General features: G+C 48.0%; 24 protein-coding genes. 10 read left to right on the forward strand and 14 right to left on the reverse strand.

Translation table 11 applies throughout. The features are described from left to right. The 6 genes from K0A89_08300 to K0A89_08325 all read left to right on the forward strand — a co-directional run. Positions 1–503, forward strand: a 503-nt coding sequence (locus K0A89_08300; GenBank protein MBW6518485.1) for a glycosyltransferase family 2 protein, incomplete at its 5' end; no start/stop codon positions are given. A gap of 123 nt (positions 504–626) precedes the next feature. Beyond that, positions 627–3,218, forward strand: coding sequence for an oligosaccharyl transferase, archaeosortase A system-associated (locus K0A89_08305; protein MBW6518486.1), 2,592 nt, complete (start codon positions 627–629; stop codon positions 3,216–3,218). A 31-nt stretch (positions 3,219–3,249) separates the two neighbouring features. Continuing rightward, entirely contained in the window at positions 3,250–3,654 is a 405-nt protein-coding gene (locus K0A89_08310; protein ID MBW6518487.1) for a cupredoxin domain-containing protein, read from the forward strand. 146 nt (positions 3,655–3,800) lie between these two features. Further along, complete coding sequence (locus K0A89_08315) at positions 3,801–4,133, forward strand: hypothetical protein (GenBank protein ID MBW6518488.1); 333 nt, start codon at positions 3,801–3,803, stop codon at positions 4,131–4,133. A 45-nt stretch (positions 4,134–4,178) separates the two neighbouring features. After that, positions 4,179–4,373 (forward strand): hypothetical protein, encoded by a 195-nt coding sequence (locus K0A89_08320; protein MBW6518489.1) that lies wholly within the window; start codon positions 4,179–4,181, stop codon positions 4,371–4,373. Between the two features lie 63 nt (positions 4,374–4,436). Beyond that, positions 4,437–5,372 (forward strand): nucleoside recognition protein, encoded by a 936-nt coding sequence (locus K0A89_08325; protein MBW6518490.1) that lies wholly within the window; start codon positions 4,437–4,439, stop codon positions 5,370–5,372. A gap of 168 nt (positions 5,373–5,540) precedes the next feature. Here the strand turns inward: K0A89_08325 and K0A89_08330 are convergent, their stop codons facing one another. From K0A89_08330 to K0A89_08340, 3 genes are read right to left on the reverse strand one after another with little or no spacing between them, the layout of a single operon-like run. Beyond that, positions 5,541–6,269: a phosphoadenylyl-sulfate reductase gene (locus tag K0A89_08330; GenBank protein MBW6518491.1), complete on the reverse strand. Its 729-nt coding sequence runs from the start codon at positions 6,267–6,269 to the stop codon at positions 5,541–5,543. Positions 6,270–6,273: 4 nt separating this feature from the next. Beyond that, positions 6,274–6,513, reverse strand: a complete 240-nt coding sequence (locus K0A89_08335) for a sulfurtransferase TusA family protein (protein ID MBW6518492.1) — start codon at positions 6,511–6,513, stop codon at positions 6,274–6,276. Next, on the reverse strand, positions 6,510–7,364 hold the full coding sequence (locus tag K0A89_08340; GenBank protein MBW6518493.1) for a 4Fe-4S binding protein: 855 nt from the start codon (positions 7,362–7,364) through the stop codon (positions 6,510–6,512). Before K0A89_08340 ends, K0A89_08335 begins: the two co-directional genes overlap by 4 nt. A gap of 199 nt (positions 7,365–7,563) precedes the next feature. Here K0A89_08340 and K0A89_08345 point away from each other — a divergent pair, with 199 nt between their 5' ends. After that, positions 7,564–8,529, forward strand: a complete 966-nt coding sequence (locus K0A89_08345; protein ID MBW6518494.1) for an inorganic phosphate transporter family protein — start codon at positions 7,564–7,566, stop codon at positions 8,527–8,529. Positions 8,530–9,430: 901 nt separating this feature from the next. On the opposite strand, the gene K0A89_08350 is transcribed toward K0A89_08345, so the two are convergent. Both K0A89_08350 and K0A89_08355 read right to left on the reverse strand, forming a co-directional pair. Beyond that, on the reverse strand, positions 9,431–9,844 hold the full coding sequence (locus tag K0A89_08350; GenBank protein ID MBW6518495.1) for a nucleoside 2-deoxyribosyltransferase: 414 nt from the start codon (positions 9,842–9,844) through the stop codon (positions 9,431–9,433). After that, positions 9,844–12,342, reverse strand: coding sequence for a U32 family peptidase (locus K0A89_08355; GenBank protein ID MBW6518496.1), 2,499 nt, complete (start codon positions 12,340–12,342; stop codon positions 9,844–9,846). The genes K0A89_08350 and K0A89_08355 overlap by 1 nt, the downstream gene beginning before the upstream one ends. Positions 12,343–12,418: 76 nt before the next feature. Here K0A89_08355 and K0A89_08360 point away from each other — a divergent pair, with 76 nt between their 5' ends. Together K0A89_08360 and K0A89_08365 are read left to right on the forward strand one after the other, a co-directional pair. Then, positions 12,419–12,658: a hypothetical protein gene (locus tag K0A89_08360; GenBank protein MBW6518497.1), complete on the forward strand. Its 240-nt coding sequence runs from the start codon at positions 12,419–12,421 to the stop codon at positions 12,656–12,658. Between the two features lie 99 nt (positions 12,659–12,757). Continuing rightward, complete coding sequence (locus tag K0A89_08365) at positions 12,758–13,915, forward strand: Coenzyme F420 hydrogenase/dehydrogenase, beta subunit C-terminal domain (protein MBW6518498.1); 1,158 nt, start codon at positions 12,758–12,760, stop codon at positions 13,913–13,915. 4 nt (positions 13,916–13,919) lie between these two features. On the opposite strand, the gene K0A89_08370 is transcribed toward K0A89_08365, so the two are convergent. Together K0A89_08370 and K0A89_08375 are read right to left on the reverse strand one after the other, a co-directional pair. Further along, the gene (locus tag K0A89_08370) at positions 13,920–14,252 is read right to left on the reverse strand and encodes a hypothetical protein (GenBank protein ID MBW6518499.1); all 333 of its coding nucleotides are present in this window, start codon (positions 14,250–14,252) and stop codon (positions 13,920–13,922) included. 299 nt (positions 14,253–14,551) lie between these two features. Then, positions 14,552–14,758 (reverse strand): hypothetical protein, encoded by a 207-nt coding sequence (locus K0A89_08375; GenBank protein MBW6518500.1) that lies wholly within the window; start codon positions 14,756–14,758, stop codon positions 14,552–14,554. Between the two features lie 365 nt (positions 14,759–15,123). Between K0A89_08375 and alaS the strand changes: the two genes are divergently transcribed. Beyond that, positions 15,124–17,913 (forward strand): alanine--tRNA ligase, encoded by a 2,790-nt coding sequence (gene alaS, locus K0A89_08380; GenBank protein ID MBW6518501.1) that lies wholly within the window; start codon positions 15,124–15,126, stop codon positions 17,911–17,913. Between the two features lie 89 nt (positions 17,914–18,002). On the opposite strand, the gene cofE is transcribed toward alaS, so the two are convergent. From cofE to K0A89_08415, 7 genes are read right to left on the reverse strand one after another with little or no spacing between them, the layout of a single operon-like run. Beyond that, positions 18,003–18,767: a coenzyme F420-0:L-glutamate ligase gene (gene cofE / locus K0A89_08385; GenBank protein ID MBW6518502.1), complete on the reverse strand. Its 765-nt coding sequence runs from the start codon at positions 18,765–18,767 to the stop codon at positions 18,003–18,005. A gap of 10 nt (positions 18,768–18,777) precedes the next feature. Further along, positions 18,778–20,112 carry a phosphomethylpyrimidine synthase ThiC gene (gene thiC / locus K0A89_08390; GenBank protein MBW6518503.1) on the reverse strand — a complete coding sequence of 445 codons (1,335 nt, stop codon included), beginning with the start codon at positions 20,110–20,112 and terminating at the stop codon, positions 18,778–18,780. Positions 20,113–20,130: 18 nt separating this feature from the next. Then, positions 20,131–21,000 carry a methylenetetrahydrofolate reductase gene (locus K0A89_08395; protein ID MBW6518504.1) on the reverse strand — a complete coding sequence of 290 codons (870 nt, stop codon included), beginning with the start codon at positions 20,998–21,000 and terminating at the stop codon, positions 20,131–20,133. Between the two features lies 1 nt (position 21,001). Next, on the reverse strand, positions 21,002–21,622 hold the full coding sequence (locus K0A89_08400) for a methylenetetrahydrofolate reductase C-terminal domain-containing protein (protein MBW6518505.1): 621 nt from the start codon (positions 21,620–21,622) through the stop codon (positions 21,002–21,004). A gap of 4 nt (positions 21,623–21,626) precedes the next feature. Further along, entirely contained in the window at positions 21,627–22,850 is a 1,224-nt protein-coding gene (gene folP, locus K0A89_08405; GenBank protein MBW6518506.1) for a dihydropteroate synthase, read from the reverse strand. A 24-nt stretch (positions 22,851–22,874) separates the two neighbouring features. After that, positions 22,875–23,738: a bifunctional methylenetetrahydrofolate dehydrogenase/methenyltetrahydrofolate cyclohydrolase gene (locus tag K0A89_08410; GenBank protein ID MBW6518507.1), complete on the reverse strand. Its 864-nt coding sequence runs from the start codon at positions 23,736–23,738 to the stop codon at positions 22,875–22,877. 1 nt (position 23,739) lies between these two features. Beyond that, positions 23,740–24,975 carry a serine hydroxymethyltransferase gene (locus K0A89_08415; protein MBW6518508.1) on the reverse strand — a complete coding sequence of 412 codons (1,236 nt, stop codon included), beginning with the start codon at positions 24,973–24,975 and terminating at the stop codon, positions 23,740–23,742. Between the last annotated feature and the right edge of the window lie 27 nt (positions 24,976–25,002).

Consider the following 25,002-nt stretch of genomic DNA (forward strand, 5'->3'; position numbering starts at 1 on the left):
TCAGGACAAACCTGTTAAAGAAAATAACGATCGACCCCGATGCCTATGCAGACGATTCGGACATGCTCTTCAAGGTGATCAGATCGGGCTATCGTGTGGTGTACGAACCAAAAGCCATTGTATATGAACGTGTCCCATTGAGTGTAAAAGGTCGTATTATCCAGAAGATGAAACGGATAAACGGATTGAGAAGAGTATACAGTAAGAATCTCGATATGCTTGGAAAAGGACGATTTGGAAGAATCATCTATCCATACGCTCTTCTGACACATATCGTCTCTCCAGTGATAGTTCTATTACTAACTGTTCTTTATCCAATGGTCGCCATACAAAACCCTGCATACCTGGTATTTCTGGTATTTTTCATCCTGCCTAAAATGGGTGAAACCGTCCGATCCTTCGTGATTACCCAGCTCATCATGAACTTTTCATCCTTCATCCCAACATCTGGCTCATGGGAAGCAGTTGAAGATGTAAGATACAACATAAACCAGGATATTTAATGATGTCATAATATTCAGGACTGCACAAAAAACGAAACTATTCAAAACATTTATTTACATTTCTATTATACTATGATGTTATTATAATTATATCTTCTTTGATTTAAATGTGAGGAATAACAATTGACTGAAAAATCAGATGACATGCCCGATCCAAAGCCTGAAAAAGCTCCAATAATTTCTTCGCTGAAAAATATGTTTTCAATTTACACTCCCTTTGTCATATTTATTTTTGCCCTTGCTTTGTACATACGCACAGTGCTCCCATATGATGCCGTATTCAGGGGAGGCATAGTAGGATTTGCCGCCGATGATGCCGTATTCCATATGCGTCTTGTTGAGAACCTTCTTAAGAATTTTCCACATAGGATCTGGTTTGAAACATTCACATTATACCCGTATGGCCAAAGCATCCACTTCGGCCCACTCTGGACATACATGATCGCTATCACTTCATTGATTTTGGGGGCAGGTTCCCCCAGTCTGGATTTGACACGAATGGTTGGTGCATATTTCCCCGGTATATTCGGCGCATTATTGGTATTTCCAGTGTATTTCATGGGAAGGGAGGTATTTGACAGGCGTGTGGGTCTGCTGGCGGCTTTCATGATTGCTGTTATGCCTGGTCAGATATTGTCTCGTTCCATAATGGGGTTTACTGACCACCATGCAGGTGAAGTGTTTTTCAGTACGTTATATTTGATGTTTTTAATTATGGCAATTAATTCGGTCAAGGGAATGGATATATCGGTTTTTGATATTCTTGAAAAAAATTGGGCCAAAATTAAGCATCCAGCTATTATTTCCATAATATCTGGAGTAGCTTTTAGCTTATACATGTTACAGTGGTCTAATGGTGTTTTCTTCGGTGGTATTGTTGCTATTTTCATTGTCCTGCAGTTTATAATATATCATATGAAGAACCAATCTAGCGAAGGATTATCTTTTGTTAGTTTTATCTCTTTTTTGTCTGCCTTTCCTTTAATTTTGTTTTTCGTTGACCCGATGAATTCATTCTCAGCCCACCGTTACTCCTACCTCCACATCCTTATCACCCTGGGCAGCGCCATATTCTTCCTGATTCTGGGCCTACTATCCATAAAAATGCGGGAAAAGAACATTGAGAGAATCTACTACCCCCTCACCATTGTTGGCATATACGCCACCGGTCTGGTCATAGCCAAGCTCTTCATTCCCAGCGTATTCTCAAGTTTTGCCACATTCTTCACCATCTTCCAGCCCCGCGAGGGCGGCGGCCTCACCATCGCCGAAGCCTCCCCCCCGCGCCCTGAAATGATATTCGGATATGCTGGTTACCCCAACAATTTCGGCAACTACCCCGGCATCTTTGATTTCGTATCAACCTATTATATCGCCCTGCTTGCTATGGTTGTCATCGGGGCCATACTCATCTTCCGCAAGTGGGAACCTGAAAAAGCCATGTTCCTTATATGGTGTTTCATAATGTTTGCCCTCACAACCGGCCAGAACCGCTGGTTCTACTACTATTCAGTCAATGTGGCCATACTATCATCCTTCATAGGCATAGGACTTCTCGACATTGCAGGCTTCAAAGACCTATCTCTAAAATTAAAAACCCGGGTCTCGACCCCCAGCGACCTGCAGGAATTCATAACATCAGACCTGTCCCGTCATCTGCTATCCGCTCTCATTGTCGCAGTCGTGATCATGCTGGTATTCCTGCCCAACTTCAACGTAGCATCCCGTTCCACAGCCGGCGGAGCAACCAGTTCAGACTACTACCAGTGGTACGAATCCATGAACTGGATGCGCTACAACACCCCGGACCCCGGCCTTGACTTCGATGCTGTATATGACCGTCCACCAGCAGGTGAGACGTTCCCGTATCCGGACACCGCCTACGGAGTCATGTCCTGGTGGGACTACGGCCATGTCATCACCTACTTCGGTCACCGCATACCCAACGCCAACCCTTTCCAGGCAGGTATTGGCGGCGGCCCCTCCCACGCCCCGGGTGCATCTACATTCTTTACTGCCCAGTCAGAGGAAGATGCCGATGAAGTATTATGGAACCTTGGTATCAATGACAAACCGGGTTCACGCTACATTGTGAGTAACGCATACATGGCCTATGCCATTAATGATGTCATGGGTATATGGGACGGGAAGGACTGGAGCGATTTCAGGACGTATGCCGTGATTTCAGGTCAGCAACAACTCGTTTACAAACAATACTGGTACACCAGCATGGAAGGTCGTCTGCATATCTTTGACGGTGACGGACTGAAACATTACCGTCTCGTGCATGAATCACTGGCCAATCCTTATGCCAGCGGTGGCAATATGGAACAGAGCTGCAAGGCACAATATAATATGCTCTATAGTGGAAATCTTAAAATCGAGAACACCGGTTTTGTCAAGATATTCGAATTTGTTGAGGGAGCTACCATTACTGGTAGTGCACCTGATAATGCTATTGTAACTTTATCGAATGATATTATGACCAATCAGGGACGTTTATTCACCTATACCCAGACAACCACAGTTCAAAACGGTACATTCAGCTTTGAAGTACCTTATTCCACACTTGGCCCCGTTTCAGGCCAGACTAATTTCGACACCAGACCTATCGGCCCCTATACGCTCACGGTGGATACCATATCGAAGACAGTGGACGTGGCTGAACAGGATGTATTGAACGGGGGAACGCTCACGGTTAATATGATGGAATGACAGGTCAGATGATATAATGGAGTGAACAACTATGAAACACACAATATTACTCATATTGATATTGGTAAGTATATTCACTACCATCGGGTGCACTTACACGAACATCCCCGAACCCACAGAAACAGCCACTGAAACGCCTACCGCAACACCTACAACTTCACCAACAGCCACTCCAGTATCCACTCCAAGAAATGGCCTTACAGAAGTGACCATGGAAGGTAATGCATTCGTCCCTGAAACGATTACCATTCCAATGAAAGGTGTGGTGAAATGGACCAATATGGACTCCACGCCGCATAAAATAACGATCATAGGCATGGTCACAGACGATCTGGGTGAAGGTGATTCATTCATATGGACCTTTAATCAAATAGGAATATATGAATATTCATACAAATATCATCCAAATATGAAAGGTACCGTTATCGTTCAATGAATAGTCTTCATTAATGTTGAGTGAAAACATCTCCTGCAGTATGATGGTATGAAAAAAACCATTTCACACCTGGACATTGAATCTGCCTGGAAGATTTTGCTTATCTGGTTCGGCCTGGTTATCCTGGCTTTAAGCCTAGCCGGAGAATGGAGAGTAGTGGCCTTTGGTGTAACCTCGGCCTCATATTCGGTGGGCTAGCGTATCGTTTTCGCCATCTTGTTGTCCCGTATTTTGAGCGGATAGGATTATATAATTATAAAGGATTCCTGCTGTTATCCATTATTGTAACCGTTACCGAGGAGACATATTGCTACCTGCTGGGAAATAAAATTGCATACCCTGTTCTCTGGATAGACCTTGTACTGGTCACTGGCCTGTGGACAGTGTGGTTCGGTACCTGGTATTTGTATCTGTCAAAGAAATATGCTTCTACTGAAAAAGAAGCATTGATGACCGCTGCTTCTACAGGTGTATTGTAAGAATACATCGGAACCGGTTATTTCCTGCAAAATCCTCTCGGCGTTGTGCTGGCATTTCCCCTGGGAGTTGTTGTTTATGCGGCCATTTTTATCCTTCCCATGCAATTGATACAATTCACTGGTACCAATAATTCAAGAGTGAAATATCCAGCAGGTATTATCCTGCCTTTCATTTTGACGATTCCTGCAGCTGTTCTTATATATGTGCTGTTTTTAACCGCAGGTTATCCCCTTGAGTGATGATTCGTGGTTATTAATACAAGCCCGAATTCTTATCTCATGTGAACACAATTTCATTCATCTATGTGGCTGGACGCACTGTACTATGCTATTGAATACCTCCTCAGAATCATTCCCCCCACTGTGCTGGGTATCTTTATCATGGAATGGCTTGTGGAGATGGGACTCGTGGCCAGGCTGGGATTTGTTACTGCACCGTTTATGCGGTTCGCCCACTTAAGGGAAGACATCGGTGTGAGTTTCCTGGCATCTTTTGGTTCGCCCACAGCAGGCAATTCCATGGTGGCGCAGATGTACAATAAGGGGATAATTGACAGGCGTGAGACCATTTTAGCATCGCTCATCAATTCGTTCCCGTCCACCATTGTAATATTGCGTAACATGCTGCCCGTTATTGTAATCCTGCTGGGCACAACCGGTCTGATATACCTGGGTGTGGTGGTGTTCGTGGGATTGTTGAGGACAGTATTAACGCTGGTAGTGGGTCGGTTTTTGCTTGAACCAAAGGAAGCATGTAACGTTGATTGCTATCCTCAGAAGGGAAGTGGGGTCCGGGCTGGGTTCAGGAATGCTGCAAGGGCATCAGCCAGGCCGTTAAAACGGATAATAATCACTATGACCGTTGTGTCGATTGTGGTGTTCCAGCTTATTGATATGGGATTCTTTGATACCGTTTCAGTATACCTGAACAGTTCATTCATTACCAGATATGTCCCGGTCGACGGATTGCCAATAATAGCAGGATGGTTTGCCAGTAATATTGCAGCGTATACTATTGCAGGTAACTTATTGACAACGGGTATGTTGTCTTCAAAAGATATTGTTATTACACTTCTTATAGGAAGGATGTTATCAAGTATTGTCAGGATGAGGTCTTCGCTGCCGTTTTACGTGGGAATTTTTAAGTCAGATCTGGGCGTGCCGATTATGCTCATATCGTTGATCATGCAGGATGGTATTATGCTTGTGATCACCGTTGTTCTGGTTCTGTTTTGGTAGGATAAAAGAGAAGTAATACCATATCATTAACCTCCTCTTTAATGTAAGTCCTTATCATTGCTTCAGGGTTATACCTCAAGACAGGGATAACACTACGTGTATCCATTTCGTGTTTTCGGAATTTAATTCAAGAACTACCGTTGAAATACTCTGATATTTCGGTGAGACCTATTTCACATTACCTGCGTGCAGTCCGCATTCTTTCTTGGTGGCTTCTTCCCACCACCACCTGCCATCCCGCTCATGCTGGCCTGGAAGGACCTGTCTGGTACAGGGTTCGCATCCGATACTGGTAAATCCCTGTTCATGCAGTTCATTATAGGGGACATCGTTGGCCCTGATATAGTCCCATACCTGTTTTGAGGTCCAGTTTGCAATGGGGTTGAACTTGACAAGTTGGTGGTCAGCACTGCCGAATGTCGGGTCGTCCTGTATCACGGGTACGTGGGTCCTGGTATTCGGGCTCTGGTCCTTGCGCTGTCCGGTAATCCAGGAATCCAGTTGAGAAAGTGCCCGCCTCAGGGGGTCCACTTTGCGCGCCTGGCAGCATTCCTGGTGGCCGTCGCGGTAGAATGAGAACAGTCCTTTTTCCTTGACCAGTTTTTCGGTTCTGTCCCTGTTGGCAAAGAATATCTCGATATTGATGCCGTAATGTTCACGCACTTTCTCGATGAACCTGTACGTTTGCGGGTGGAGCCGCCCGGTATCCAGGCTGAACACCCTCACATTATCACTGAGTTTTGCTGCCATGTCAACCAGTACCACATCCTCTGCACCGCTAAATGAGATAGCTGCATTATTTCCAAAGGTATCCAGTGCTAATTTCAGGATGTCCTGGGGTGAGCGGTGCTCGTATTCGGCTGCAAGTCTTTCAATTTCTGCTGTTTCCATTGTCATTTATTCACCTTTTTTGAATGAGCATCCTGTAATGGGTGTCACATTTTTCCAGTTTGATTATGCGGTTCCCGTCTTCCTTTACACTGCGAGAGACGTTCCTGACAGGTTCCCCCGCTTCAAGGGTGACTTCCAGTATCTCTCCCGGCAGCATGTCCTTCAGTTCGAACTTTGTCCGTACCATGTTCATAGGACAGACCTCGCCGCAGGTATCTATTGACCTTGAGGGGACCATATCCGGATTCATAGTACAGCCTTCCTGAATGGTTCAATGCCCACACGAGTTACTGTATCGCCAATGCGTTCGCCTTTTTGGGCATTGTCTTTAAAGAACCGGATGGTCTTATCAAGTATCTCAAAGAGCTGCACTTCATCCACCAGTTCAACGAATGCGGTGCCCAGTTGAGGGAACCGTCCTATTTTGCCGCCAATGAGCAGAGTATACCCTGTCTTTTCGATAATCCATGCGTCGGTGGGACAGGATGAGATACAATCACCGCAGAGGTCGCATTTCTCGCGGTCGAATGTTACGACACCGTCCTCGACAATGATGGCATCCTTGCGGCATATCTCCTGGCACAGGCCGCAGCCAATGCATTCCTCTTCGAGCCATTTAGGCTCCACACCGCCGATGGCCCCGAAATCGTTCTCCTGGGGTTTGGCGCAGGAAGCCGGGCATCCTGTGATGCTTATCTTGAACTTATGGGGAACTCCGGCAGCAAAATATTTCTCATCGATCTTCTGTGCCAGGTCCTGCGGGTTGACCAGGCCCCGCGGGCAAACGGTATTGCCCTGGCAGGCCATGATACCCCGTATGCGGGGTCCGCAGGTACCTTTGCGCAGGTTGGCATCTGCCATGTCTTTCCTGACTGATTCCACATCATCTGCGTGTATGAACGGGATCTCAATACCCTGCCTGGTGGTCAGGTGTATATGCCCGTCCCCGTATTTTTCTGCTGCATCTGCCAGCGCCCTGAGCTGGTCGGCTTCGATACGGCCGCCCACTACCCTCAGGCGGAAGGCGAACTGGTTTGGCTGGCGCTGCCGCATGAAACCGCCTGATTTAAGAGATTCATAATCTATAGTTCGTTGTGTCATTGTAATCTGCTACTTTTCCTTTGTTGTAGTTAAATATACATGCTTGATGTGGCAAATGTTGCTCCATTATTACAAATGGGTAAATATGGCCGTATTCTCTATTCCTTTATAATAAATGCATAATCTACAGACAGGAAAATATGTATGATAATTGTTTCCAATTGTTATATAAATATTGAAATGGAGTAAAGAACTACAAATGTCTTTGATACTATTATTGGCTGCCTATGCTGCTGCTGTTTTCATGGGATTGAACATTGGCGGGAACAATGCCGCAGCATCTATGGGTGCTGCCTACGGGGCTAAGGCACGGACCAGGCAACAGGCAGTGATACTCATTGCGATATTTGCTTTCCTGGGTGCGGTATTGAGCGGAGGCGAGGTCATCAAGACCCTGGGTAACGGTATTGTACCCAGCGGGAACATTACGGTTGTCTATGCTATCGTTGCCATTTCGGCTGCAGGTATCAGCATGTTCATAGCGAATATGCTTAAAGTCCCCATTTCCACCAGCCAGGCTGCCGTAGGCGCGGTTGCAGGTTTGGGTATTTACGTGGGGATGCTGGATATGAATGTCCTGACGAGGATAGTATCCTGGTGGGTTGTCACTCCCCTCGTGGCTTTTTTCCTGGCTTTTATCATGGGAAAATATTTTCACCCGGTTATTCTTTTATGGATCGTTGACCATAAATCAGAAGCTACAATACGAAAAATCATCGGGTTACTGCTTACTATTTCCGGATGCTACGTGGCATATTCGGCAGGCGCCAACAATGCCGCAAATGCTGTGGGCCCTCTGGTCGGCGCAGGGTTCATGGATTCTGGCACCGGAGCTGTCATAGGCGGTCTGACCATCGGTGTAGGAGCGATATTGCTCGGGTCGAGGGTCCTTGAAACGGTGGGAAATGGGATTACTGAACTCTGCGCGATAAGGGCGGTATTTGTTGAGTTCGTTGCAGCTGTCTTAGTCCATGCAGCCTCTATTATGGGAATCCCTGTTTCACTGGGTGAGATTGTCACGGCGGCAATAATCGGGATAGGGTGTGCCAATGAAGGACTGCTGACAGCAAGGAATGAAACAGTACAGAAGATAGTCACTATGTGGTTTGTGTCTCCACTGGCAGCCGGGGTGATTACGTATGGAGCATTGGTGGTAATTGGGTAAGCATGTCTGATGCTGATGTGGTGGTTTTTTGGAGGGAAATATGGTAACTGCTTTACCATTGAACCTGCCTTGTAACGGTTTGCTAAATTGTGGATTATTGAATGGTTTATGAACCGCCCTCTATAATGTCCCTTAAACCTCCTCAATATCGTTCGAAGTTTCAGGATCACTCATAATCTCGAAAGTGTCTCTTGCTGGTACAATCTCATCATCCAGTTTTTCAAGCGTCCCTAATAATAAATCCTAATAAATGCACTTTCAATAAATACGTTTATGCAATAACGGTATCAGGAAGTGTTAAATATTATCAAATTAACAACATAAGTCACGATTCGTAAATTTTAGGCAAAAACCTGGATCAATATTCATTTACAAATATCGACAAAATAAAGGAGTCCTGAAAAATAAATTATTCGAAATTACACTAGTATTTTGAGATGGTAAATGCTATAATCGGTTTTGTTATTTTACTAATGTTATCATATATATTATGGTTCATGGTGACGAAAAAGGATATTGTAAAAAGCATATTGTTCCTGAAAGGAGACAAATTTAAAACTCCTACCATAATAATCTCAATTGGAATCCTATTGTTTGTTATAAGGGAATCCTATAAAGCGATTTATCTATTCGGTTTTACTATTTCTGAATTGTTCGTGGAATTATTGGAATTAGGAACAATACTATTCATTTTTATTGGTATCTTTATGGTTTTCAGTCTCTTTTTTAAGAGGAAAATCAAATGATTATCCGAATAAAGACAATTTTCAACTCATTTTTGTATACAGTTTTACTTTAAAAGGTAACAGTTCATCCAATGATATCAAAACCATTGTTCTTTTTATGTTCGGTATGTTGTACTTCCTGAGAATTGCCAAAATAAAAACACATGGTGATCAATTTAGATAGACCTGATAAATTCCAGCAAAAGCCCGCGCAGCTCGTCCAGATCATCATAATCCTGCACCACAATCCCCCTATTCCCCAGTACCATAGCAGACACTTTAGCACCCCGTTCATACACACAGAGCACAGGTTTCTTCAGACCCACAGCATGGCATATCTCATACCCCACACCCACCGAAGGCACGCTCACCTCTGCCACCAGGCAGTCACACTGCTCGATGCCGTCCATATCCCGCTGAAAAATCTCATCTTCGGTCATGTTTTTCTCTTCCGCAAACACGTTTTCTTTAGCTACATGCTCACTTAATACTTCCATTCCCTCACCTATCATCACATCAGCCATGAACCGATAGGTTTCAACCAACCTGCGCCCCCCACGTATAGCACCGGACAGGAACACCCGACCCATCACAGAACCCCCCTGAAATAATGGCCAGATGTCAAACCGCTGGTAAACAGCTGCTTCACCTGTGCCAGATACTCGCTACCATTGAACTGCTCCCCCGTAACCAAGCAGGAATCAAGGGCCTGCCTGTAGAGTCCGGTAATCTCGCCCACCTGCGTATTATTGTATCGCATCCCGTCGATCCGCAATAACGAAACACCCGCATCCAGCACACCCGGAAGGCGGTCTATCATGCACAGTTCCCGGGAATTATACACATGCGTCCTGCACCGATCGTCCTGCTCGACAGGGAACGTGAATTCTTTCTCATCCCTGATGGCATAAGGAGTATCACACGGTCTTTCTACCCTGAATCCACCCTCCTCATTCTCATCTCTCTTCGGACTGCCGCATCCCTTAATGCCTCCAATGAGGCAATGTTCAGATACCATTAACTGTATACCCCCCTGCACAACACATTCAATAGTGTATGCTTCAGACATGCATGCGATCTCCTCAAGGGTAAGTTCAGGCGAAACCGTAATGCTACCCGCTCCCATCCCGGTCAGGAAATCCAGGCTCTTGCGGTTGAAAGCATTTGTGGGATAGTCCACTGCAACTGCAATGTCCATATCCCTGAACATGTACATCTGGTCAGGTGCAGCAGCAAGTATACCGTCAATTTCACTCAATCCCCTGACTGTAGTAATAACCAGGTCTGCCTCGCCGTCTTTTACAATATCAGGCAGCCGGACATACACGGTCGCACCTGCCAGATGTGCTTGCTGGATTGCAACATTGGTCAGGGGAATATTCCCGATGATGCCCTCAATATCAATATATATCCTATCAGCACCGGCAGTTACCGCGGTATTGACACCATCAGGTCCGGATACACGGATTGACAATAGTGCTCGTGCGGCTCTGTTACTATTTGGATGAAGGATAATATCGGACCTGAATATATCGGATAAGGGTGTAGCTGATACTTTTGTTTTGCATTTGCGCCGGTACTTTTCGACACGTAGCTGCGCAAGCTTCTCCACAGCCTCGCGCCGAACAGAATTTATGACTCCTATGGGTATGAAAATATTCCCATCCATCCGTATATCAACATTTTCGGCCGCAAACACAGTATCACCCAATTTACTGACCTGTGCCCCCAGACCTTTTTCATCCAGCGGCCTCTGCCTGGCAGGTGAGATGACCGCATCAGAGATGGCCTGGGCTGTTAAACCATCCCGGTCAGTCAGCTTTATCAAGAGTTGTTTACCAACTATTGCCTCTACTTCAATATCAAGCGGAATCTTTCTGTGCATCGAGTGGTATGTCGCCTTTGTCCATTCCATCAGTACAGGGTCAAAGTTCCGGTAAACAGGAGTACCGTTAGGAACCGGCGTGTCAAACGTAAAACTTACTGTAGAACCGACCGATCCCGTGTCGATCTTCTCTCTTCCAATCCATAATGTATTGATTGTCGTGCCTTTATCTTCGATCGAGACACCATCACCAGGATTGAGAGGAACATCCAGCTTCACAGACACCCTGCCCCGCCCACCGCCGCCGTATCCAGTCACGCGCCCAACCAACGTACCGCGATTACCAGGTTTATCCATGCTCATAAGTGACCTGGCAGGGTCACCGGTAATATAACCTTCCGTGAACCCCCTGCTGAATATTGTCTCAAGACGCTGCTGTTCTTCTGGTGTAACAGTGGCATCCGGGTCATCAGAATACCGGTCCAGGATATCCCTGTAGGTCTTTGTGACCACAGCTACATATTCGGGACGTTTCATGCGCCCTTCTATTTTCAGGGAATCAACACCTATCTCCATCAGGTCATGCAGCCGGGAAGACAGGTTGAGGTCCTTTGGACTCAACAGGTATCCGGTAGTGTTCCTGCGCCCTGGCAGTTCATACAATTTCCTGCATGGCTGGGCACAGTGTCCCCGATTACCGCTTCTGCCGCCCATAAAACTGCTCATCAGGCACCTGCCCGAATAGCAGATACACAATGCTCCGTGTACGAAAACCTCAAGCTCGATATCTGTTTCCGAACGGACGGACCGTATCTCTTCAAGGCTCATTTCCCTGGAAAGCACTGCCCGTTTCACTCCCAGGTCCCGGAACATTCGTGCTCCCGCACTGTTATGGACGGTCATCTGCGTGCTTGCCGTCATGGGTAGACCAGGCATGTGTGTCCTGAGCATCCCCAGCAAGCCGATATCCTGGACGATCACAGCATCTGCACCGTGCTCGCAGAGCAGTTCCAGATACGCAGTGGCATCACTGAGTTCACTGTCCTTCAAAAGGGTATTGACCGTGATATAAGCCGAAACATCCCTCTGGTGGGCAAGATCAATTGCCTCCAGCAGTCCTTCTGTGTCAAAATTATCGGCCGATTGCCTGGCACTGAACTCCTTTGCTCCCAGATAAACGGCATCTGCCCCGTTTTCCACAGCAGCTTTTAATGATTCCATACTGCCAGCAGGGGACAGCAATTCAGGTGTAATGAGTTTCATACTATTTCCTGGTTACAATAACAAGATGGAAAGATATAAGAGTGTCTAAAAATAAAACTGGATGTAGGTGAATAACGTGCTAAAAGAATTAGTAGATTCAGAGTTAAAATTATATTACCTGGCCCTGGCAACAGCAATAGTTGCTGCCTTTATGGGCATCACATTTCTGGTATTCAAGTCAACATCAACGCTTGTCATGATGATGTCTGGCATTCTGATCTTACTGGCTGCAATTATCATTCTGGTTGTTGCTGTATATCTTGATTATATCGAGGGCAGATTCAGCACTGCTTATCAATACCATCCCGGGAGATAATAATTTACCAGTCACTTTTTCATAATGCAAAAAGTATGACTCTGTATCAGTACATACTGTATTACTTTATGTACCATGCACAACTGGGAAGGAACATACATGCCTGTCGACCCTATTTGCAAACGTGAAGTTCCCCGGACAACTCCGTATTTTACCGAATCTGAAGGTAAAACGTATTATTTTCACGACCCCGAATGCAAGAAAAAATTCGATGACATGGCAAAGAACATTGTCAGGGTCAAACGCAGCCTGAAGACGAAAGAGAAGATATCATTCGGACAGCTGCGCAAGGATATTATCAAACCCGGTATCTGTGCGGCATGTGGAGCCTGTGCTGCCAGTTGTCCGTCCATTATTTTGGATGGTGAAAAACCGAAGTTGATAGGACCCTGTACGGCCTGCGGTATCTGCTATAACCAGTGTCCCCGCACCATTACCACCGAGAACGGGCTCATCGGCAGGATACGACATCCCTATGCAGCACGGTCAGCAATGAAAGGGATTCATGGACAGGATGGGGGTGTGGTCACGGCCCTGCTGGCCTATGCACTGGAGGAAGGACTCATAGATTGTGCCATCGTCACAGTAAAATCCAGGGATGACCCCTGGAGACCCGTACCTATCATTGCCACGACTGCTGATGAATTGATGGAGTCTGCCGGCAGCATCTATACGCACAGCATGACCATCCAGGCCCTGATGAACGCTGTCCAGCAGGGAATGCGCAGTATTGCCTTCGTGGGCCCATCCTGCAATATCGATGCGGTCTACAAAATATACAAAAGCCCTTACGGATTGCTGCATATGTTCATGCGTGCCAATATCCTTCCCCTGGGACTGTTCTGCATGGATACGTTCTCCGATGAAGGTATTGAGAAGTTTGTGGCATCCAGGCACCTGAAACTGGAAGATATTGAGAGCATGAAGATACGGCGGGGCAAAATAGAACTGGAAACTGGCGGGGAAACCTTTGTGCACGACCTTAGTGAGCTTGACCCCTACCGGAGTTCTTCATGCAAGTACTGTACCGACCTGACTGCCGAAAATGCCGCTATCAGTTTTGGGGGTGTTGGCACTCCTGATGGCTGGACCACGGTATTTACCAGGACTGGCCGGGGGTACGAGATATTCAACGAGGCGGTTGAGTCTGGTTATATTGAATCCATGGACCTTGAAGAAAAGGAGATGGCAAGAGTATTGAACCTTGCCAGGATGAAGAAGGTCCAGAAGTACAGTGTCTTACGCAGGGAGAAGTAACTGGTCAACCGAATATGCCCAGGAAATCCTTGAGTTCGGACAACCTCTGCGGCACTCGTTCTTCTATGGCCTCGACAAATGCGTACATATCGCCTTCTGCCAGCCCCCTGATATCTTCCTGTGCTTTGAGCCCCAGGTCCAGCAGGTATTCCAGTTCCTCATTGGTGAGACGCAATAGCCGTTCCTTGAAGTCCTCGCTTGACTCGGCCACCTTGTGGGAGAGGGGGCGCAGGATGAAGAGGTACTGGTGACCTGCGGGGGAATTCAGGTTGCCTTCCATTTCAGGGGCAAGTTTGTTGAAAATGTCGATGTCTTTTTGGGTGAATTCTCTTGACATAATGTGGTATTAGTGCTAATAGAAAATATCCATTTCCCCTGGCATCTGGTGCTGGGTTCCGTTTCGATCCCAGAATACTGCGGTTCGACTTATTCTGGTTGCCCAGGGTATCCAGTATTTCTATTTGTTTTCAGTCTTGCATTTTTGATTGTACATAAAGTATAACTTTTTGTACTCAAGTTAATCCGACCGGAGGGATGATTTTCTTGTAAGGTTCACTGAGAAAAAAGTATCGAGGGAAATGATATGTTTAATCTATCTTCCCTCTTGTTTAATAATTTAAATATTATATAATTCAATTATCTCTTTGGCCTATGCTTCTGGTAACATTCTCTGCAGTACACTGGTCTATCACCGGATGGAACAAAAGGTACTTCAGTCTCCACACCGCAATCTGCACAGGTTGCCTTATGCATTTCTCTTGGACCCATGGATGCAAAACCGCCTCCGCCTCTTCCACCGCCGAAGCCGCCACTGCCGCCTCTACCACTTCTATCATTTCTCATATATTATTCCTCTATGTTATTTTATTTAGTTTATATAAACCAGAGCTGCAATTGCGGATTTTTTCATGAAAGCACTTTGAATAAAAAAGAGCATATTCATTGAGAAGTCTATACAATTTATTCTTCTGATTTTCCAGTCAATTAATCCAAAAAACGTTATATAGCTGGACCATTTTCCAATCTATAAGTAATTGAATAAGCTGACTGTTATAATGTAAATATAATTTGTATGTATATAAACTCATGGTCATCTCACAATAATAAATAACGATTCAAGTGTTGAAATATCCTGACCAAACGTTATTGCGCAAACTTTTTCATGATAAAGACCATTAAAACTCCCAATCACCAAGACAGGGAATACCATGCAAGAAGACGAATACCAGCTTGAATACTTCTTTGAGAACGGCTTTGTAAGAAAAACCTGTTCAAAATGCAGCAGTGTATACTGGACACGTGACCCGGACAGGACAACATGCGGAGATGCACCCTGCGACCATTATTCATTCATAGGCGCCCCCGTCTTCAAAGAACAGTATAACCTCTCCCAGATGAGGGAGAAATTCCTTTCCTTCTTCGAGGCACGGAAACATACCCGGCTGGACCGCTACCCTGTTATTGCCCGCTGGCGGGACGACATTTACCTTACCATCGCCAGCATTGCCGACTTCCAGCCATTCGTGACCTCGGGAATGGTACCACCCCCGGCCAATCCCCTGACCATCAGCCAACCCTGTATCAGGCTGCCCGACCTGGATTCGGTGGGGCGCAGCGGCCGCCATCTCACCAATTTCGAGATGATGGCACATCACGCTTTTAATGACCCACAGAGGGAAATTTACTGGAAGAACGAGACCGTCGCTTACTGTGATGCCCTGCTTACCGAGCTGGGCGCCGACCCAAAAGCTGTGACCTTTAAGGAAGAACCGTGGGCGGGTGGTGGCAATGCCGGGCCTTGCGTCGAAGTGCTTATAGGCGGTCTTGAGGTGGCCACGCTCGTATTCATGGACCTCAAGCAGCAAAAGGGTGGCAGTATCATTATCAAAGGCGACCCATATGTGAAAATGGACAATTACATCGTGGATACCGGTTACGGTCTTGAGCGGTTCGTATGGGCCAGCAAGGGTTCGCCAACTATCTATGATGCAGTGTTCCCCGAAATTGTCAGTAAACTCATGGAAATGGCAGGGGTGGAGCATAAGCTGGACGACCCCGTGTATGCCAATATCCTTGCCCAGAATGCAAAGCTTGCAGGAATGATGGACATTACGGGACATGCAAACCTTACAGAACTCCGCAAGAAGGTGGCTGCAAATATCGGCATTGAAGTAGAAACGCTCCAGACCATTATGGAACCTGTGGAACGAGTGTACGCCATAGCCGACCACAGCAGATGCCTTGCCTTCATGTTCGGGGATGGCATCATTCCCTCTAACGTGAAAGCGGGATACCTGGCACGGCTGGTATTGCGCAGGACCCTGCGCCTTATGGCTGAAGCCGGAATGAAGGTGCCACTATCCGATATTGTTACCATGCAGATCGACAATATGCCCGAATATCCCGAGTTCAGGGAGCGGCTGGGTACCATTGTGGAGATACTTGGCAGGGAAGAGGAGAAATATGCTGATACCCTCGAACGGGGGCGGCGATTGGTAGCAAAGACAGCACGCCATTATATGGACAAAGGTGAGCAATTCCCGCTGAATGAGGTCATCCAGATGTACGATACTCATGGCATACCCCCTGAAATAACGGCAGAGGTGGCCAGGGAGATCGGCCTGAGGATAGACCTGCCCGATACATTTTATTCACTTGTGGCTGAAAGCCACAGTAAAGCGGAAGAGAAGGAAGAAATAGCAGTGGCAATTCCCGGTATTGAGGGAATTCCCCCTACAGAGAGGTCATATTATTACCAGCCAGAAGAGCTTGAATTCGAGGCAAAAGTGGTTGCAGTGGTGGACGGTAATATTATTCTTGACAGGACACAGTTCTATCCCGAAGGCGGTGGACAGCCCCATGACCATGGTGTGATCACAAAAGGGGATACAACATATCATGTGGTGGATGTCCAGATAGGACAGGGAGTGATATTACATACGGTCACAGAGGATAACATTGACCTGAAACCGGGGGATATAGTTGACGGTTCGGTGGACAGTAAGAGACGGATGGCCCATATGCGGCACCATACTGCCACCCATGTGGTGAACGATGCCGCCAAGACGGTACTGGGCAAACATATCTGGCAGGCCGGTGCCCAGAAAAGCGCGGACAGAGCACGTCTGGACCTTTCTCATTTCAAACGTATCACGAATGATGAATTAAAGAAAATAGAACTTATAGCCAATCAATCGGTAATGGCCAACATCCCGGTGGAGATCACCTGGATGGACAGGACCGAGGCTGAACAGAAATTCGGGTTCGTTCTCTACCAGGGTGGTGTGCCTCCCGGTAAACAGATACGGGTGCTCAAAGTGGGAGATGATGTGGAGGCTTGCGGCGGGACCCATGTGAGCAATACCGGGCTTATCGGTCCCATCAAGATACTGAAGACCGAGCGGATACAGGATGGCGTTGAGCGGCTGGAATATGCGGCAGGAGAGGCTGCTGTGAAGCGCTGGCAGGAGCTGGACGACCTGCTGCGCCTGAGTGCTGATGTATTTGATGTGACACTTGAACACCTACCAGAGACTTCTGCCAGATTCTTCAATGAATGGAAGGAGTTCAAGAAGGAAACTTCAAGGCTAAAGGAAGAATTAGCGATAGCTAGAGCTGCAAGTTACATTTCAAAAGCTAAAAAAGATAAAAAAAATGTAATTAAAGGTGTAATAATAGTTAAGGAAAAATTTAATGGAGCTAATGTTGAAGAACTAGTGAAACTCGCAAGCGAATTAACAGGAGACCCAGATGTAGTTGCACTATTAGGAAGTAAATTTGAAGGTGCAAAGATTGTAGTAGCATTTGGGCAATATGCTCTGCCAAAATCTATAAATAAGGTTCATTCAGGCGACCTTGTCCGGGAGATGTCTAAAGTCGTGGGCGGCGGCGGCGGCGGCAGGCCCGAACTGGCACAGGGTGGCGGTCCCGATGATGGTAAGATCGCTGAGGCTCTGGAGCGAGGGGTGGAAATGCTTCGGGAAAGCCTGGGCCAATGAGTCCGGGGTCATTTTTCAAGGGTAATACGCGACTATTATAAACCTGGGAAGCTTGATAATTGTCAATACGTACAGTAACATCAGCTGTATCAATTTGATATATTACTATAATACATACATTCCTTTTTCGTGAATACCGGTATCCCTACATCCTCATCCACGACAATCCCTCCGTTCCCCCTCACAACTACCGCCGGTATGCTCTCCCCCGCTTCCCCCATTATCAACTGGGCCGCAGACATAAGATTATCGGCAGTGGCCTTCCTGGTAATAGCAAGTTCCTTCCCGAAAAGGTCCCTGGTGCCCCTGGCATCTTCCACGGGCAGGACCCCTGAACATCCCAATGCAATACCCACACATCCCAACCGCATGGGCTGGGTGCGGCTATCGCCCACAATGACACCAAGGCGGCAGTTGAACTCTTTTTGCAGTTGTTTCCTTATCCGTACAGCACTGGCTGTCGGGTCTTCCGGCAGCAACACCACACACCCTTCAGGGGCATTCGAGCTGTCTATCCCTGCATTGGGTGACATGTTCCCCTTCGTAATTGTCAGTACCGCACCCGGGACACCCCCCAGTATTTCATCGCATTCCTGAAGCACCAGTTCCATCTCCCTGGGGTCCACGGCATATTTTTCCCCGAGTGCTATTGCCTCCCTGCCAGGTATCACATTCTTCAGGTCCACCACCCTCCCTTCAGAAGTAGCCACAGCAGATTCGGCCAGCACCACGATGTCCCCTTCCATGATGGTCAGCCCGCTATCCCTTATCGAATGGATGAGCACGCTGCCTATATCATCACCCGGCCTGATAAGCGGCGTCTTTATCCCGAATAATTCAAGTTTTTCTGGCATAAACACTCGATCATAGTATTTTTGACTTTATTGTCCCTTCTTTTACCATTGACCCGTTGTTACCATTACTACTACTGTCACCAGTATCACCATTCAAAAAATCATGCATGATCTCAAGAGCGCAGAAATCCCCGCACATAGTACAAGGGCCCCGTTTTGGACACATTTTCGATGCCTTCTCAGGTTCTATAGCATGCTGCATCTGCCCGTCCCAGTCCATCACTGCCCTGGATTTAGCCAGTTCCCTATCCTGCTGTCCGGCTCCGAACTTTATGGAATCGCCAATATGCGCAGCAATGCGAAACGCCACCAGGCCTTCCCTCACATCGTCCACCGTGGGCAGCCTCAGGTGTTCTGACGGTGTTATATAGCACAGGTAATCAGCACCGGCACCTGCAGCCATGGATGCGCCAACAGCACCGGCAATATGGTCATAGCCCACGGCAACGTCGGTTGGCAGCGGTCCGGCAACGAACAGAGGAAAATCCCCCGCATCTTTATGGTATCTCACATACCCGGCCACCTCAGATGCCTGTACGTGCCCTCCCATACCTTCCACTATCACCTGTACACCTGCAGCGTTCGCTCGTTTTGCCAGTTTCATGTTTGTCAGCATTTCCTGTCGCTGCGGGGAATCAGGTTTGTCATGGATGCAGCCGCTGCGCATGGTATTGCCCAGTGACAGTACTACATCATTCTTTTTCAGGATATCCATGATAGAATCGAAATTATCTATGAACGGATTACCGCATTCATTGGTAAGCATGTAGATACTGGTAAAGGAGCCCCCCTTTGATACCATTCCCATGATACGGGGATTGCCTTTCAATTTCTCGATACAGTCACGCTCGATGCAGTGCAGTACCACAGAACTTGCTCCTTCATCGACCTGGCTTTCAATCGTATTCAACAGGTAATCTTCTGTCATGGAGTAGATACCCTGCTGTGCCACTGACTGGTAAATGGGGACCGTGGTAATGGGCAGGGTGGTATGCTGGTAGATAGACCGCCTGATAGAGGGGATATCCCCGCCCATTGACAGGTCGGTCAGGGTATCAGCCCGGTATCTCTCGGCCACCCTGGCCTTTTCAATTTCTTCTTCAGGGTCTATCTTTGCACTGGAAGTACCGATGTTCACATTGACCTTGGTAGTAGCACCTTTGCCTATTGCCACCGATACCTGGCCCCTGGTCATGATGACCAGGCTCCCCTCTGCTATCCTGCTGAGGACCACTTCAGATTCTATACCTTCACAGGATGCAACAGCTTCCATCTGCGGGGTAATAATGCCACATTTTGCCAGTTCTACGTGTGTTTTTCCGTTTTCCATAGTTCTCACATACATGTAGTTACAATAATTCGTTCAGTCCAGGCCGCACATCTCAAGCAGCCGCCTGGTATTTCCCTGTCCGCCGACAGGCATGATATGTATGCCCCGGCAGTGTTGCCTGATCCTGGCTATGGTTTCGGCTGCGATTTCCAGCCCTTCTGATACCGGGTCTGATGCTGCTTCCATTCTTCTCATATCATCTTCGGGGATGGTAACACCCGGTATCTTCTCATTCATGAACCTGGCGCTCCGGGCAGACTTTAAGGGTATGATACCGGCAATAAGCGGTATTCCGGTACTTTTCATAACATCTGCGAACTCATGGAACACTTCTGCATCGAACACAGCCTGGGTCTGGATAAAACGGGCTTTTGCCGATACTTTTTTATTGAGCTTAAGCAATTGCAGCGCCAGCGGCCTGGCACCGGGATTTGCCACCGCACCGGCACACAGGGATGTGGGACCATCAATGGGCTCATCCTGGAAATCGAGTCCATTGTTCATCTTTTCAATCATCTGCAACAACTGCACAGAATCCAGGTCAAATACCGGTTTGGCTGATGGCTGGTCACCCATGGTCGGGTAGTCACCTGACATAGCCAGTACATTACGTATTCCCAGTGCATGGGCTGCCAGCAGGTCGGACTGGAGTGCCAGCCTGTTACGGTCCCTGCACGTTATGTGCATAATAGTAGTAAATCCGGCCTCTTCCAGCCTGTGGCAGAGTACCATGGGAGACATCCGCATCATGGCACGCTGGTTATCTGTGACATTCACGGCATCCACCAGGCCCTGCAGTTGATGGCTTTCGGCCAGTACTCCTGATAGGTCAGTACCTCTGGGCGGACTGACCTCGGCAGTTATTATGAATTTCCCTGAATCCAGCACATCCGCAAATCCCATCTTACAGCCTCCTGTCATGGCACACCGGTGGCCTGGTATCATCCAGTAATGCTAACAAACCCCTGCTATCAAGGGTCTCGAATATCCTGGCCCAGATACATTTCCGCCCCCCTACCTCGCAGTCTCCGTCACTGGAGCCGCCGCAGGGCCCATTTACCTGGGATTTGGGACAGCCTGATTTCGGGCACAGTCCCGCATATATGGCCACATCGCATTCCCCGCACATACTGCACAACCCCTCAGAGATATCATCTCCAAGAGCGCCGCCGATGGATGTAGTATCAAGGCCGGGCAGCACGGGTTTACCTGAGATACGGCCCAGCAATGAAACACCGGCACCGCAGCTCAGCACAAGCAGTGCGCTGGCCTGTGCAAGTGCAGGAACTTCCTCACTCAACTCATCCCATGACGTGGCACTGCAGGCATGTTTTACCATTTTGCCGTCAAGCACGTCAAGGCCGTGGCTGCGCAGTTCATCTACCAGACTGGTCACCTGGGTTTCACCTCCGGTCTGTATCTTACGGGCGCATATGCCACAACCAACCACGCAGATAGGTGAAGGTGCGAACTTCTCAAGCATGGTGAGTATTTCTTCGATTGTCTTTGGGCGTGTAATTATCATGCGTTCATCCGTACCTGTAGTCAGTATCCCTGAATCGCTGCAGGGTGGATAGTATCAATCCGGATATTAAGGGTAGGTCCCTTGCCTGACCCTCCAGTTTTGAGGCCAGGCGTTTCAACTGTAACTCAGTCCCCATCACGATAAGGTCTGTGTTCTGGGTCTCGTGTGATACGGCATCCCTGGGCAGCGCAGCATCACACCCCCGGGATAGAGCTTCCTGTTTTATTATCAGTGCTTCGGTGGTGCTCACATTCGTTATCCTCAGCACCCTGAGGACCGTCTTGTCTTTCATCACCCGTGAGCCGGTGCCTGTGGTCCCTATCCAGGAAAAGTAACCAGGCGCATCTTCTGTATTGACCACGTCCAGCGCTTCAATGGAATAACCCGAACCTTCGGAAGAGACGCTATGCCCCCTGATCGCTTCTGCCACCCTGGCGGCATCGGCAGTATCTGCCACGTCATGCGTCCGGATAATATGCGCACCCTTATAGACTGCAATAGCAGTGGCGGCAATGGAACCCATAAGCCTTTCTGTGGCCGGCTTTCCCAGCACCTCGCCTATGAACGATTTCCTGGATATGGCGACAAGTACCGGTTTGTTGAACACTTTCAGGCGTTCTAACTGGTCAAGAGTCTCAAAATCATACATGGGAGCTTTTTCCGGCAACCATTTCCCGATTGCGGGATCGATGATGATGTTACCAGAGGGTATACCTGCATCCTCGCCTGTACGTATTATCCTGCCAAGCGAGCGCATTACGGCATCCATGCCCAACGGGTCACCGGGCATATGTTCCGATGCCATGACCACTATAGGACAGCCGAATTCACGGGCGACCCTCACCATTGTCGGGTCTGCGGTCAGGCCGCTCACATCATTGATAATATGTGCCCCCAACTCAAGTGATTCCCGGGCCAGGTCAGCGAACTGGGTATCCACAGAGATGGGCACTTCCACGGCATCCACAAGCAATTCCAGTGCCGGGATAAGCCGCCTGCGTTCTTCTTCCTTCGTGATGGTATCAGCGAGCGGCCAGGTAGACCGTGCACCTACGTCCAGCAGGTCTGCACCTTCGGCCACCATCCGCTGGGCCGTTTCAATGATATGTTCGGACCCGGTCACCGAACCTTTGTAAAATGATTCACTGCTCAGGTTTATAACACCCATTATGCGTACCGGATGTGCATCTCCCACTCCAATACCAGCAATTTCGGTGTCAACTGCCATACATCATACCTTATTCATACCCGATTATTCCGATATCCTGCGCGCAGATTCGAGTGTATGCTGCAACAGGATCGAGATGGTCACAGGACCCACGCCGCCAGGGACCGGGGTGATAAGGGAAACTTTCGGCAGTACAGCCTCAAAGTCCACATCTCCTACCACTTTACCGTCCTTCTGGCCAATTCCAACATCAAAGACTACTGCCCCCTCCTTCACCATGTCAGCCTTGATAAGATGGGGCACGCCGGTAGCTGAAATGAGGATATCTGCCTGCGCGGTGTATTTTTTCAGGTCATCAGTATATACATGACAGACCGCCACTGTCGCGTTGCGGTTCAGAAGCATGGCTGCCATGGGTTTGCCAACTACGTTACTGTGTCCTATGATGACCGCGTTCTTCCCTTCTAGTTCCACCCCATACTCTTCCATGGCACGGATGATACCTTTCGGGGTACAGGGAACCAGTCCTTCCTTTCCTATAAGAAGTTGTCCCATATTGTAAGGAGCAAAGCCATCTGCATCTTTATAGGGTGCAATGGCTTCCATAGCTGCCTGTGCATCCAGGTGGGGTGGCAGGGGCAGTTGCACAAGAATTGCATGAATATCTTCCCTCTCGTTCAGTGAGTGTATCAGTGCTATCAGTTCTTCCTGTGTGGAACTGGCGGGCAGGGTGTGGTCCTCTGCATGGATACCGGCACGCTCACATGCCCTGTGCTTGAGCCTCACATACATCTTAGAAGCTTCGTCGTCGCCCACAAGTATCGTCGACAGCCCCGGAGTGATGCCCTTTTCTTCTTTGAGCAGAGCTACGGCGTTTGCAACTTCCTGTTCGATGTTCTTTGCAAGAGCACGGCCGTCTATGAGCTTATTGCCGGATTCCATTATTATCTCAAACGTTGATAGGGAATTGTGCACACAGTTCTTTCATGTTGGCCTTTACTTCATTGAGTTTGACCTCATCGTTTATATTATTAAGAGCAATATCGATATTTTCAGCAATGACCTGCATCTGGGGTTCCTTCATACCCCTTGTAGTGATGGCGGGTGTGCCCAGCCTGACACCGCTGGTGATAAAGGGGCTGCGTTTCTCAAAGGGTATCGTGTTCTTGTTGGCAATGATACCGGCCTTGCTCAGGACAGCTTCACCGTCCTTACCGGTAATATCGAGTCTGGTCAGATCCACCAGCATTAAGTGATTATCAGTACCTTCAGACACGATATCGTGTCCCATACCCATCAGGTCCGAGGCCAGTTTCTTTGCATTGGCCACTATCTGTGCCTGGTATTTTTTAAACTCAGGAGCCTGTGCTTCCTTGAAGGCTACAGCCTTTGCTGCGATTATATGCATGAGCGGTCCGCCCTGGATTCCAGGGAACACGGACCTGTCAATAGCCTTTGCATACTCTTCCCTGCACATTATCATACCGCCCCTGGGACCCCGCAGGGTCTTGTGTGTGGTCGTGGTCACGAAATCAGCATGGGGTATCGGGCTCTGGTGTACACCGCCCACTATCAGGCCTGCAATGTGTGCAATATCTGCCAGCAGGTAAGCACCCACTTCATCAGCTATGTCCCTGAAAGCGGCAAAGTCAATTTCCCTTGGGTATGCGCTGGCACCTACCACGATCATCTTTGGTTTGTGTTCCTTTGCTATCTGCATCAGTTCATTGTGGTCAATGGTCATGGTCTCCCGGCTCACACCGTAAGGCACCACATTGTACAGCTGACCGCAGAAGTTCACATGGCTGCCGTGCGACAGATGGCCACCGTGGGACAGGTCCATGCTCAGGATAGTGTCGCCGGGTTTTAGTACTGAAAAATACACGGCCATGTTGGCGCCCGAACCTGAATGGGGCTGGACGTTCACATGCTCGGCGCCGAACAGGTCCAATGCCCGTTCTATTGCCAGGTTCTCTGCCACATCTACGAACTCGCACCCGCCATAGTACCGCTTGCCCGGATACCCTTCAGCATACTTGTTTGTCATAATACTGCCCTGGGCCTCCATGACAGCCTTGCTGGTATAATTTTCCGAAGCGATCAGGTTAAGCTTGTAATCCTGCCTCTCCTGTTCGTTTATCAGGGCCTGGGCAAGTTCGGGGTCTATTTTTGAGATATATGACATAGTGAATTATTCTCCTCTTCTCGATTA

Source organism: ANME-2 cluster archaeon (genome assembly GCA_019429385.1).
In the GTDB taxonomy this organism is placed as follows: domain Archaea; phylum Halobacteriota; class Methanosarcinia; order Methanosarcinales; family Methanocomedenaceae; genus Methanocomedens_B.